The organism is Microcoleus sp. w2-18bC1 (assembly GCF_036700365.1).
Classification (GTDB): Bacteria; Cyanobacteriota; Cyanobacteriia; order Cyanobacteriales; family Microcoleaceae; genus Microcoleus.
Genome location: NZ_JAUBOS010000005.1, coordinates 125175 through 138704 on the forward strand (window position 1 = coordinate 125175; position 13530 = coordinate 138704).

General features: G+C 44.1%; 9 protein-coding genes. 3 read left to right on the top strand and 6 right to left on the bottom strand.

The genetic code is table 11. The features are described from left to right. Positions 1–15: 15 nt before the first annotated feature. Together QT979_RS05520 and QT979_RS05525 are read right to left on the bottom strand one after the other, a co-directional pair. Positions 16–1743 (bottom strand): ABC transporter ATP-binding protein, encoded by a 1728-nt coding sequence (locus QT979_RS05520; protein WP_333308545.1) that lies wholly within the window; start codon positions 1741–1743, stop codon positions 16–18. Between the two features lie 307 nt (positions 1744–2050). After that, positions 2051–2533: an FxLYD domain-containing protein gene (locus tag QT979_RS05525; RefSeq protein WP_333308547.1), complete on the bottom strand. Its 483-nt coding sequence runs from the start codon at positions 2531–2533 to the stop codon at positions 2051–2053. A 219-nt stretch (positions 2534–2752) separates the two neighbouring features. On the opposite strand from QT979_RS05525, the gene QT979_RS05530 reads away from it, so the two are divergent. Next, positions 2753–3280 carry a hypothetical protein gene (locus tag QT979_RS05530; protein WP_333308549.1) on the top strand — a complete coding sequence of 176 codons (528 nt, stop codon included), beginning with the start codon at positions 2753–2755 and terminating at the stop codon, positions 3278–3280. Between the two features lie 105 nt (positions 3281–3385). Here the strand turns inward: QT979_RS05530 and QT979_RS05535 are convergent, their stop codons facing one another. Then, a complete protein-coding gene (locus tag QT979_RS05535) occupies positions 3386–5095 on the bottom strand; it encodes an ABC transporter ATP-binding protein/permease (protein ID WP_333308551.1) in 1710 nt (569 codons plus the stop codon). Between the two features lie 629 nt (positions 5096–5724). On the opposite strand from QT979_RS05535, the gene QT979_RS05540 reads away from it, so the two are divergent. After that, positions 5725–6948: an RNA-guided endonuclease TnpB family protein gene (locus QT979_RS05540; RefSeq protein WP_333308553.1), complete on the top strand. Its 1224-nt coding sequence runs from the start codon at positions 5725–5727 to the stop codon at positions 6946–6948. 147 nt (positions 6949–7095) lie between these two features. Here QT979_RS05540 and QT979_RS05545 read toward each other — a convergent pair whose 3' ends face one another. After that, positions 7096–8799, bottom strand: coding sequence for an NAD(P)/FAD-dependent oxidoreductase (locus QT979_RS05545; RefSeq protein ID WP_333308555.1), 1704 nt, complete (start codon positions 8797–8799; stop codon positions 7096–7098). Positions 8800–8892: 93 nt separating this feature from the next. Here QT979_RS05545 and QT979_RS05550 point away from each other — a divergent pair, with 93 nt between their 5' ends. After that, positions 8893–9807, top strand: a complete 915-nt coding sequence (locus QT979_RS05550; protein WP_333308557.1) for a calcium-binding protein — start codon at positions 8893–8895, stop codon at positions 9805–9807. 79 nt (positions 9808–9886) lie between these two features. Here the strand turns inward: QT979_RS05550 and QT979_RS05555 are convergent, their stop codons facing one another. Together QT979_RS05555 and QT979_RS05560 are read right to left on the bottom strand one after the other, a co-directional pair. Then, the gene (locus tag QT979_RS05555) at positions 9887–11371 is read right to left on the bottom strand and encodes a DNA-processing protein DprA (RefSeq protein ID WP_333308559.1); all 1485 of its coding nucleotides are present in this window, start codon (positions 11369–11371) and stop codon (positions 9887–9889) included. Positions 11372–11375: 4 nt separating this feature from the next. Then, positions 11376–13472 carry a RecQ family ATP-dependent DNA helicase gene (locus tag QT979_RS05560; RefSeq protein ID WP_333308561.1) on the bottom strand — a complete coding sequence of 699 codons (2097 nt, stop codon included), beginning with the start codon at positions 13470–13472 and terminating at the stop codon, positions 11376–11378. Positions 13473–13530 lie beyond the last annotated feature (58 nt).

Genomic DNA, 13530 nt, shown 5'->3' on the forward strand with positions numbered 1-13530 from the left:
GGTTTCTAACGTAGCCTACTGACTAAATTGCTGAGCGTAGTAGCCAGCATAGCGATCGCCCTTTTCCAGCAACTCCTCGTGCGTGCCAGATTCGACAATTCTGCCTTTTTCCAAAACTAAAATGCGATCGGCTCTCCGCACAGTAGCCAAGCGGTGAGCGATAATAAATACCGTGCGATCGCGCATCAATCTTTCCAGGGCCTCTTGCACTAAACCTTCGGATTCCGAATCCAGCGCCGATGTAGCTTCATCCAAAATCAATATTCTCGGATTAAGCAAAACTGCACGGGCGATCGCAATTCTTTGTTTTTGTCCCCCAGATAAATTTACACCCCTTTCTCCTACCCAAGTTTGATAGCCGTCAGGAAACTCACTAATGAATTGATGAGCGTTAGCAATCTCCGCAGCTTTTTGAACATCTTTCAGTTGATAATAAGATTGACCGAAAGCGATATTTTGAGCAATTGTACCGGAAAATAAAATCGTTTCTTGCGGTACAATTCCGATTTGCCTCCGCAGAGTATTTAAGGTGACATCTTGAATATCAATACCGTCAATTAAAATCTGTCCCGCTTGCGGATCGTAAAATCTCGGTAACAAGTTTACTAAAGTAGTTTTACCCGCACCCGATGCACCCACGAGAGCAATCATTTCTCCGGGAAGCACCAACAAACTCATGTTTTGCAGGATGGGCGTCTCTGAGTTATAGGCAAAATTAATGTTGCGGTATTCGACTTTGCCAGTAACATGGGGAAGTTCAATTGCACCCGATTTTTCGACTACAGCGGGTTGAATTGCTAATAATTCAAAAATGCGATCGCTAGAAGCTTCTCCCTGCTTAAAATCTCCGTAATTAGCAGTTGTAATAGCGATCGGGTCAATTAACAGTGCTACTCCTGCGATATAACTGATAAATTGAGTACCTGTGAGATTTCCTTGAGAAATTTGCCAACCTCCCAGGAAAAAAAGCAAAATCACGCTCATCGCTTCCAGAAAGCCAACTACAACGAACTGAAGTGCTTTTACTCTTTCTGACAGATACTTAGCGCGACGGTTTTGTTCTGCTTCTTCTGCAAAGCGGGCAATTTCGTAGTCTTCAGCCACAAATGCTTTGATTAAACGAATGCCGCTGAATACTTCTGTCAGCAAAGCGGATAAATCAGAAATACGATTTTGACTTTGCCGCGAGTAACTTAGTAGTCTTTCACCAAACCATCCAATTAAAATAGCCATCAGCGGTGCAATAATTAATGCACCCAAGGTTAATTGCCAGTTGAGATAAATCATATATCCCAGGACGGCAATTAGCTGCAAAACACAAGGGATAAACTGATGAAAAAATTTATTTACTACTTCGCCAATGCGGTCAATGTCTTCGGTGAGGCGGTAGGATAAGTCTCCAGTTTTGGCGGTTTCAAAGTAGCCGATATTGAGTTTTTGCAGGTGGGAGTAGACTTTTTTGCGAATTTCTAAAGCAATAGTCAAAGCAGCTTTTGCCATCAGCGTATCTTGACCGTACTGGGCTGTACCGCGAAGTAGAAATATAATGGCGCTGAGTGCAGCAATTTGAGCGAACCCTTGTAAATCTCCTTTTCCTATAAATTTGGCTGTTTCGCCAACTAGCCACGCTATAATTGGCCAAAATATGGTAAATACTACAGTACAAGCTAATGCTTTACCGATCGTTTGTTTTTGGGGACGGAGGTAGGGTAAGATTTGCCAGTATGTCGATCGAGTTTTCAAGATATTTTGCCCTCGCAAATTCTGTTTTTGGGAATCTCTGCAAGAATATTCAAACTTCGATCCCCCCTAACCCCCCTTAATAAGGCGGATACAAGATTATTATTGCAAGTCCCCCTTTTGAAGGGGGATTTAGGGGGATCTCTGCGTAAGTCATAGAGATATCGGAGCCAGAATATGATAACAGCGATCGGACAAATCTCAACAATCATTCTTCACCGAAAGCATCCGGGATACAAAGGTCACGGATTCATCTGTGGAGTTCATTGTCCAATTCTTCAATCTAAAATCTAAAATCTAAAATCTAAAATCATTCTTGACCGTCGGCATGAGTAGCCTGTACTTTAGACCCCGCGACAACTTGGCCCCGAAAGACGGCTGACTGTCCGGGTGCAAGAGTAACTGGTTCAGCGTAGATAAATCCGTTGTCAATTAAATTGCCTAACTCGTCCAAAACTTCATAATTGACTTTGACATTCTTGATTATTTTGCAGCCTTGATTAAGCACTTGGCCGCTGAAAAAGTTGCCGTCATAATTAGTCGCCGCAATAGACACTTTCGCAGCAATGTTGGAACCGGGAATGCAAGTTTGGGAAGTTCCTAAAGATGGCTGTTTCTCGCATAACTTGCCTAAGTCTACTGTTTTGCCATCGGGGGTTTTCATGTAGCAAAATGGCTCGTCAATTTCGGAGTTTTGGGCAATTGTATTTGTAGAGTATGCAATCAAAGCGCGAGCTGAAATCGGGGCCATTAGCAAAGTGGATAAAGCTACTGTTAAATGTAAATAAATCATGCTTTTTTCGGCAATTTATGAAATAAATTCTACAATATAATGCAGCTAAAATTTAGGCTAGCATATCTATATGTATGGCGCGTCGCGCTCACGCTGCATTGTGCTATGATAAGACATCAAACTTTAGAAAGTAAAGTAAAGTCATGGTCGTTACTCAAGACAACTCAGGATAAAAAAAGTTAGAACTGATCGTGTTGTTCTTGGGCAGGAAAGGAGAAAGTGAAAGGAGAACCTTTGCTCCTACCGATTGTGAACGTTACTCAAATTGAAGCTCCCGACGCCATCTTTTTACCACTCAATCCCCAGAGTACATATAAGAATAATTATCATTGGCTCGTTCCTCCGGAGAATGAGCCACCGATTGTGCAAATTACGCCGAAATTATTACAGCTACGTCCCTCTGTTTGTGTCTCTGCTAAAAAAAATTATAAGGTTGGTGCTGATACCCCCGTCGTTGTGGTAGCAACTGTCAAAGATGGCTTAGCCATGATGGAAAAAGCAACTTGTCAGGATGGGGAATACCCCGATGGGGCAGTAGGCGGTGCTGGATTTCCTGTAGAAGTGTATAACAATGGCGATGCTAAAGAAAATTACGCAGAACTAGAACTGCTTTCTCCACTACATCTTTTCAAACAGGGCGATCGCTATCAGTATACTGTGCGTTGGAGTCTTCATCAACTGCTTTCAAGTGATGTCAATGCTATGGCAACACGCGACGCTATTGAAAAACTCCTGAAAGGGAAGTGATGGACGGGTACGGTCAAAAGTTACTCTGTTCTACCTGATCGCACGCCTGGAATTTTGAGGCGGGTACGGTAAAGACCATTACTTGCAGTTCGGCAATTGCATTTTTCAAACAAACTCGGCGAGATCGGGGCTGTAATCTTTAGCCGATATCAGATGCCAATTGGTATTACCAACTAGCCTTAAGACCTGCTCGTGATACTGTACCAAAGTCGGACGGTGACCGACACTGATAAAGGCAGTTCCTGTTTCTTTGAGCAACTGATAGAGCCGTCTCTCGTTAGCCACATCCAATGCACTCGTTGATTCATCCAAAATAGCGTAGCGAGGTTTAGTCAGCAGTAGGCGTGCAAATGCTAACCGTTGTTGTTCTCCTAGTGACAAAACATCAGCCCATTCCAATTCCACATCAAATCCACCTACCCGTTCTGGCAAATGGGAAAGATTGACTTGTTCGAGTATTTCGTGCAGTTTTTCATCAGTAACTTGACCGCTGGTGTTGGGATATAGCAATTGGCTGCGTAAGTCCCCTAGCAGCATATAAGGCCGTTGGGGCAAAAACAGCGTTTCCTCCGGTTTAGGACGGACAATGCAGCCCGTACCCGCATTCCACAATCCTGCGATCGCTCGCATTAACGAACTCTTGCCAGCGCCAGAAGGTCCAACAATCAAGACGCTTTCACCCTGCCCCACCTTGAAAGATAAATCTCTAACTAAGATTCGCTCATAGTTAGGCGTCTCTAAGGTAACCCCTTCGAGGGCTAGATAGTGCTGTTCCACAACATCAATCGTTGCCATGCCGGCTCGAGGTGCTGCCATTTGCTCGGACAGAACCCGATCAAATGTTCCTAAACGATTAATCTGAGTGGTAAAGTTAGTTAGCATATCAAAATTCTCGGCAATAAAGCCCAGGGCACTTAAAATAGACACAAACGCTCCAGAAGCTTGCGTTACCTGCCCAAAGTCTATCTGACCCGCAAAGTATCGAGGAGCTAAAAAAACTATAGGTAAATTTGTAAATATCATCCCGGTTCCTTGAGTAAAGAAACCAAGGTTACGCTGCAAGAAAATCACTTTACTAAAATTATTCAAAACTTCATTAAATCGCTGTGATACTGCACTAAATTCACGCTCTTCACCTCGGTAAAATGCAATTGATTCACTATGGTCTCGAAGATGAACCAAACTATAGCGAAAATTTGCTTCTCGTTGTAACTGATTGAACTTTAATCTACTTAATCTCTTACCTATAAAGATAGTGAAAACAGTTTTAAAAGTAGCCAGTATAAATACAACTAAAGTCAGTGCCTTGTCAATTGTAAAAAGAACGCCGAGAAAAGAAATTATTGTGACAACTTGGTTGAATAATAATCCCCAAATATCAATATTTTGCTTGACAAACAAATTAACGTCTTCAGCTAAACGCTGATCGGGATTATCAACCTTATCATTGAACTTAATTTTGTAGAAACCTTGATTGCTAAAATATTTCTTCAGTAAGTGATTCGTTAGCCACTTTCGCCAGTAGAGTTGCAGTACATTTTGCGAATAGAATAAGAAAACCATAATGGGCGTGAATATGGCAAACAGACCCAATAGCATCAGCCACATCTTATAGAAGTCTGAAACATTCTTTCCCGTGACTGCATTCATCAAGTCCCGCATAATATAGCTCTGGACTATGCTCACAGCATTGAAACCTAGCATTAATAACATTACGAGGGCGAACAACCCCCTAGCTCCCCATTTTTCTCTGGAAAAGAAGTAGGGGTTTGCGATCAACCAAAACTGCTTTACCGACTGCTTCAATTGATTCATCTTTTCTTATGGGTAGGAAAAATTGTGCTTTGGTGGAAACTACCTGTAGCGGATGGGGCAATTCTCATCGTTCTTGTCCATCAGCGACACCTGGCATGGGTGATGCTCCCGTGGTACTTCCCTAATGATGCTCGGATAACTTCAAGATTTCTATCTTAAGGTAGATGACAAATCTTAAACCTCAGTAATTTTACTGATTTAACGGAACTTAACCGGCACACGGGGTAAGTTCCGTCTGAAACCATTGCGAGGTGAGACTTGCCCGGAGCCTCCAAGTCTTTTACATAAATACAATCTCTTACAACCCTTATGTGGCTGGGTTTTTGCTTAAATTCATCCTCGAACAATACTCTCGCCCTAAATATTGAGAAAATCTTAAATACATGACTACGGTTTGTCGGCAGTCAAGTCGCTAAAACCGAGACGGGAAAAAGAATACAGCCCCCAGAACTACCCCCGCAGGGGGTAAGTTCCGATTTAACTCCTCGCTCCTGTTGTCCCCCGCTATAACTGTACCCAGTTTAGCGGTGGGATGAAAGGCAGGGAGATTGTAGGTACGGAAATCTCCAAATCTTTATCGGTGTCGCTGTTTTACTGGAATGTGTATAATACAGTAAGGAGGTAATGAGATGCTGCATACTGCCATCAAGGTTCGACTTGATCCAACATTAGAGCAACAAGCCCTACTGTCTCAGCACTTTGGCTGTGCCAGATGGTGGTGGAACTATGCTCTAAACAAGTCAATTGAGACTTACAAAGAAACGGGTAAAAGCCTTGGTCAGTCAGCACTCAATGCCTTTTTACCCAAACTCAAGAAAGCCGAAGAAACACTTTGGTTGTCTGAATGCTATAGCCAAGTTTTGCAAGCAACAACGCTCAACCTCACAACTGCCTATAAAAACTTTTTTGCAGGTCGTGCTAGGTTCCCGCGCTACAAGTCAAAGCATGATAAGCAATCGATTCAGTATCCTCAAAATGTCAAGGTACTTGATGGGTTTGTTCGGTTTCCGGGCAAAGTCGGCAAAGTTAAAGCCAAGTTGCACAGGAACATAGAAGGAACAATCAAAACCGTAACGGTTAGCTTAGATCCTTCTGGGAAATACTTTGCCTCAATATTGACGGAGAGTGAAGGCGACAATCCAACTGTTTCAACGGCAGGCAAAGTAATTGGAATTGACTTGGGATTGACTCACTTTGCTATTACGAGCAATGGCTGCAAAGTCTCCAAGTATGATCGCCCCAAGCATCTAGCCAAACACGAGAAAAACCTCAAACGCAAGCAACAAAAGCTAGCTAAAAAACAGAAAGGAAGTAATTCAAGGAACAAAGCCAAAAAGACTGTAGCTAAAGTGTACGAACGGGTAACTAAATCCCGTCAGGATTTTCTACATAAGCTTTCGAGAAAGCTCGTCAATGAAAACCAAGTTGTCGTAGTAGAGAATCTTAATGTCAAAGGCATGGTATGCAATCACAATTTAGCTAAAGCCATATCTGATGCGGGATGGGGAATATTTGTCAATTTCCTAGCTTACAAGCTAGAGAAAAAAGGTGGTAAGTTGGTTGAAATTGACCGTTGGTTCCCCAGCTCCAAGCTCTGCTCTAATTGCTATTACCAGATTGATAAGCTACCGCTTGATATTAGGAAGTGGACTTGTCCTAATTGCGGTACTCGTCATGACCGTGATGGTAATGCTGCAATAAACATTAGAGCGGAAGGCATCAGGATACTACAGACGGATGGAACAGCCGTTTTTGCTAACGGAGGGGAAGTAAGACCAAAGATTGGACGCAAGTCTGTTCTGAGGCATTCCTCCGTGATGTTAGAAGCCGACACTATAATCGTTTCGATTTAGTGTGGGTAGTTCACAATCAGTAAAATGGCTTTAAGCTGTTGGGCATCTAAATTGTATTTTTGGGCGGGCTAGAAGCCCACCCCACAAGAATTAGATGCACGGGCTAGGAAAAACGGCGAACAAGCATTAAATACGCACCTGGCGAGATTATCTAATACTCGGCTTCCTATTCCTAAGATTCTGCGCTCCGGGAATTTTTCGGCTGGGACGGCGAGTGTTCAAATTACTCGCAGTTCGAGCATTCAAAGCATCAGCAGAAGGTATCAAACCCAAGTCTTGCAAAATTTCAACAGCCGCCCTTTGTCCAGTTTCGCAACCGCCTTCCATGTAACCTTGATTTTCCAGCGAAGTGTGTTCTCCGGCAAAATATAAATTGCCAACTCGTTCGCCTTCAACGCCGTACATTTGCGTCCACTGTCCGACTAAATAGCAGGAATAAGAACCTTTAGAAAAGCGTTCTCCCGGCCAATAAGCTCGCACAGCTTTGCCCGATCGCAAATTTCTCACTCCGGGAAAAACTCTTTCAAATTGGTTCAAAAATCTTTGTGCTTGGTCTTCGGGAGTTCCGGCACCGATCGACAAACCCTGCTTTCCTCCTGTAAAATTAGTAACTAAACCGTTAGGAGTAGGAGCAAAAGGCGTAGCTTCCCAGGTATTCTGGAATCCTAAATCGCTATAAACAGAAGCCGTCGATCGATAAGGTTCCCGCCAAATTCGGCTGCGGTAGCCGGTAATTAACTTAGAATTAGTACCGTAACCCAACTGCTCGATCGCCCTGCGCTTTGGTTGGGGCAAAGGTACGTTAATTTTAACGTCTCGCAGAGTGCTGAACGGCAAAGTTAACAAAACTCGCTCGTAAGTGCGCTCGAACGCGCTTAGTCCCGATCGCAAATTTACCCGATAGCGGCCATCCGGCAAAAGAGTAATCGCTTCCAAAACCGTCCCCGCCTCGATCGAACCAGACAATTGACCCGCCAAACGGTTGATAATTTGACTGTTGCCGCCGTCAATTTGATAACGCTCATCGCTGTTGCCGTACAATTCAAAACTGCCAGGTTCAGAACCGATTAAAAACAGCAGATTTAACGCCGACTGTTCTTCAGGATCTCGACCGTATTCAGTCGTGTAAGCAATGCGGAGTAGCTGCCGGACAATCGTGCTAGTCTCAGCTTGGTCTACATATTCAGCGATCGAAAGATTGTCCAATCTTTCCGCTGCTTCTGTAAAATCTTGATAGCTAATTTCATCGCCAACCGCCTCCAAATCAGCAGTAATTTTACTCGCTAGTGGCGCAAATTCCGCGATTATTTGCTCAAGAGAAAAGCGGCGCCCTTGAAAGAAAAAAGTATCCTTCACCAGTCCACTCTGCACTTGGGCTAAGTCGATCGCCCGCAAACCCAATTCCGTCGCCAGCGAGATTAAATTAGTGTGGCCGGTGTCAATAAATTCTCCCCCCAGATCCGCCGGAATCAGCGTTCCAGCCACCTTGGGAATAGTGCGAATCCGCCCCCCCACGCGGTTAGTTGCCTCGATTATATCGGCACGCACACCCGCTTGGCGCAAGCGATAAGCCGCCGTCAAACCCGCAATCCCTGCACCCACAACCAAAATGGGCGATCGTCCGCCCTGTTGAGCAAAAGCTCCCCCTCCCTCCCTGGTAAAAGTCGCAGCAGCCACAGCCCCCGCAGCAGCTAAGCCCCCGTGCAGCAAGCGGCGCCGAGATATGGCAGAATTGGGAATGCCAGCGCTCAGCATCCCCAGCAGTTCATCAGCCGGAATGCCAGTTTCCCTTGATTTCTGAGCAATACTCGCAGCGCGGCGCAGCATTGCCATCAGTCCAGATTTAGCCATAATTAAGACATCCTCACAAAACAAAACTTTGATGTAAACTGGATTCTCGATCGTGCACTTTCCAGACTAAAGTCCAGAGAGATTTTTTTAATAATGCTAACCCTCAGAACACTGTTCGACAGCAAATTTTATCTCGAAAACAACCCAGATGTCGCCGTAGCAGTTGCCAGAGGCACGGTATCGAGTCCCTTCGATCACTACCGAAAAATTGGCAAATTTGAAAATCGCGACCCGAATGCCCTGTTCGACGCCAGCTATTATTTAGACACCAATACAGATGTAGCGGTATCAGCCAAACTCAATGGCTTTTCAGCAGCCGATCACTTTATTAGATTCGGTCAATTTGAACGACGCAACCCCAACCCTTTCTTCGATGTTGGTTTCTATTTAGCAAGCAACCCAGATGTTCAGACAGCAGTCCAAACAAATCAATTTACCCCTTTTGAACACTACTTCAAAGCCGGTCAATTAGAAAACCGCAAAGCCAGCGTTTTCTTCGATCCCAGCTTTTATCTAGAAAAATATCCGCTGGTAGCAGCCGCAGTCCAAAGCGGCGCAGTTAAAAGTGCGATCGACCATTACATTCAATTCGGTCAACAAGAAGGATTGTTGAGCACTCTCCCCGATCCCGCAGACAATTTGAACGCAGCAAAAAGCCTGGGCATTCTCACAGAAATTCAAACTGCGAGCGATTTTGTGGGAGATGCAGAAACAGCCGACATTTACAGTTTCATCCTCAATACTCCCAGCCTTTTCAGTGTAACTGTTGACGGCTTGAGTGCAGATGTTGATGTTGAATTAATTCAAGATCTCAACGGCAACGGCGAAGTTGGATTAGACGATCTTATTGCTTCGTCTAACAATTTAGGCACGGCTTCAGAAACAATTGTCAGCAATGGGCCTTTACCTGCGGGGAGTTATTTTGTCCGCGTTTCTCAATTTCAAGGCGATACAAATTATGACTTGAGATTGCTATCCGCTCCCTCAGTAATACCGCCCCAATTTTAAGGAGTAAATTAATTTGAAAATTTAAATCTTAGATGGAAAATTTGAAGAATTTACCCACGGAAGTTTGAGACACCGTGGGTTATGCACTTTCATCAAGCAAAGATAATAAAGCTCCTTTTTGATGGGCTACATAAGCCACTGGATTCTTAGTTTTGATCGCCTTACCTTCTGCCACGGCTCTTTTTAACCATAGCCGCATTTGCCCTATTTGAACATCCAGAAGTTCCGCAAGAGATTTATCATCTAACGGTTGCTCTAAATTACTGAGAATCAAGGGTAAAACTGCTTCGTAAATATCTTTTGGACGAAATTCGACGGCAGGTGTTTTCTCGTAGGGAATCGCATTTTCGGAAGTTCCATTAGATGCAACATATATTTCTTCCGAGGCTGGTGCTTCCACTTCTGTTTTTGCGGATACAATCTCCAATGCTGAGTTTGACAGTGATCTATTTACTGCAATATCCAATGTTAATGAGTGTGTCACTTCCACATCTGTAACTGCGGCTGCAATTTCTAACAGCGAACCTTGTGGTTGTGGGTTTTCCCTCGCATCAGCCGATTCATAACAATTCGTTTCTCTTTCAGTTTCGATTGAGCCAAATTCTGATGTAGATTCGCCCCTAATTTTCCTTAAAATTCCCCTTAATGAACTAGGAGGTATAAATGGAAATGGCCAAGGTTGTGCTCCCCGTTTCAGCAGTTGGCGATTGCCTTCTGGTACGGCATCATCTATCGGCACAAAAACCGGGACATCTTTTATCCTTTCTAGCGCTTCCACCGCACCCGCCCAAGTGCCGCCCGTACCGACTGAACAACTGACTACAAGGGCGCGATCGGCTAAAGCATAAATATATTTATTTCGCCCCATCGCATTGCCAACATTAAAACTAGCATTCGGATCGCAAGCAGATACTAAAGTCAGTCTGCCTTCTTTAATACCAGTGCGATATTTTCCAGCAACAGCAGCTTTAGCCAAACTGTCAGCCAGCACACCAACAGCCGTTCCTTTGGCCTCCAGCGCGCTTAACATTGCCGCCGTATCTACCCCGCGCGCGCCACCGGAAACTACCTGCATTTCTTGTTCGGCACAAGTCTGTGCAATTCTCTGAGTGCGAGCGAGTCCTTCTTCATCAATATCCCGAGAACCAACAATAGCCAATCCTCCCTGAGATAGCAATTTTATGTTGCCAATTCCATAGATAATTGCTGGTGCTAAATGTTTCAATATTTGCTTGAGGCGCTTGGGATATTGAGAGTCGCTTCTTCCCAATATCCACAGCCCTTGATTAGTCCATTTTTCCACAGCTAAACTCAGCATTACACCTCGTTCTAATAACGCCGAAACTCGGTCAAATTCAATTCCACTCGCCGGAATTTCTTGTAACAGGTTTAAGCCATTTGGAGTTAGCAAATCTGCTGGGCGCATCTGATTTTCGCGCAGCAAACCAGCCAAAGAATTATATTCGCTAAGTGTTAGGGGCTGCGGTTCTGTTTGCCGATTTTGCCCGAAGCTAGCGCACAAGAGTAAAATTGCTTGAGTATCTGGTGGCAGTACGTGATTCATATATCTAATCGGCGAGAGAGTTGAGGGATAATGCTAGAGGAAAAACTGGCCCGCTACCAGCTTGACGTAAAAGTGCAGCAATGACTGTAAAAGTCCACCGGGAATCTACCATATCGTCAACTAAGAAAACTGTTCCTTTGATTCCTTCCCAAGTGTCTATCGCAAATGCACCATCCAAATTATGAGCTTGCTGATAACTATTATTCATCTCTTTTTGAGGTTGTGTTGGGTTAATTTTCCGAATGACTGGCTTAAAAGGCAAATTTAATCGAGCGGCCAGCTTTTGAGCAAAATTCGGTACTAAGTCGGGACGATTTAAAGAAGGTACGCAAGTCACCCAAGTTGGAAATGGTTGAGGTTGCCAGCGCTGAATCATTTCAAAAGCCCCCTCAACCAGTGCATCATTAAAATTATTATCCCGATACTTACCTAGTTTAACTAATTCTCCCCAACCTGCGTCACCCCATAAAGACAGAGCTCTTCCGGCTTCGGCTCTTAAATTAGGTTGAATATTTCCCGAATAACGGTAAATTAGAAATGCTTTTGAAGGCCATTGTTTGCGGGGTTCGATAATTATATCGCACCGCCGTAGGTACTGAATTGCTTGATTTACAATTTCCAGAGAAGGGGTTTCTGGCAGTAAAGATTCACCCAAACATACAGCACATTTGCCACACTTAGTTGGATTGGGGTCATCTAATTCTTTTGCGAGAAAAGCCATGAGGCATTGCTTTTTTTCGCCCATGTATTCTCGCATTTGGTCTTGTTCTTGGCGACGAATTTGCGTCAAACGTTCGATTTTATCACTGTCTGGCTGATAGTTAATAGGGGTAGCATACCACTTGGAATTTTGCTTGCTCACCGGGGCTGGTGATTCAAGAGATAGCAGTTTTAAAACCTTCTCAATTTTACCTTTAGAAAAATTTATTTGTTGCTCTAACTGGGGAACAGATAAGCCATTATCGGCTTGGTTAAGCGCGATTAAAACTTCCTGCGTATGGGCTTGTGGAGGAAAAGCTGTTCTGATAAAATAGTGGGTAATTTCGTCATCTTCATCGCCACTTAAAAGAATGCCATATGCTTGTTTTACGGCTCTACCTGCTCGCCCTACTTGTTGATAATAATGAACAACGGAACCAGGACGTTGGTAATGAATGACGAATCCTAAATCGGGTTTGTCAAAACCCATTCCTAAAGCTACAGTTGCAACTAACGCTTTAATTTCGTTGTTGAGAAGTTGGTCTTCTAAGGCTTCTTTCTCTAGATTTTCCAGCTTGCTGTGGTAGGCTTTAGCATCAATTCCTTGAATGGTTAACCAGTCCGTAACCCGTTCGGCATCTCTGACAGTTAGGGTGTAAATGATGCCGCTTCCCGGTAAGTTGGGCAACTGTTCTGCTAACCATGCCATTCTTGCTGCTGAACTTCCCAGAGCGATATTTTGGAGTTGCAAGCTTTCTCTAATTAAGTTTCCTCTGATTACGCGGAGATTTGCACTTAATTGCTCGATGATATCGTTAACCACTCGGTTGTTAGCTGTAGCGGTTGTGGCTAAAACAGGTATGTTTTGAGGAAGAGCTTGTAAAATTCGGACAATTCGGCGATAATCTGGTCGAAAATCATGTCCCCAGTCGGAAATGCAGTGGGCTTCATCGACGACAAATAACCCAATGTTCAGAGAAATTGGTAACAGTATATCCTGGGTAAATTCTTCATTGGCAAGTCTTTCGGGGGAAATTAGGAGAACATCTATTTGTCCTGCTAGCAACTGAGTTTTTACGAGTTGCCATTCCTCTGTATTGCTGGAGTTAATTGTTGCTGCTTTAATGCCAATTCGATCGGCTGCCGCAATTTGGTTTCGCATGAGAGCGAGTAGAGGTGAAATAAGGAGTGTGGGGCCTGCTCCTCTATCTCGCAGCAGCCGAGTTGCTAAAAAATAGACTAAGCTTTTACCCCAACCAGTGCGCTGTACCACCAGCAGTTTCGATCGCTCTTCGATTAAAGAGGCGATCGCTTCCCACTGTCCGTCTCGAAAGTCAGCTTGTTTGTTGTTGAGGGCTATCTGGAGAAGCGCTCGCGCCCGATTTTTCAATTCTACTGTCATATTGCTAACCTGTTGGTGAAAGTTCCTGATTTTGTAATTTAGTGCTAAAAATAACAGG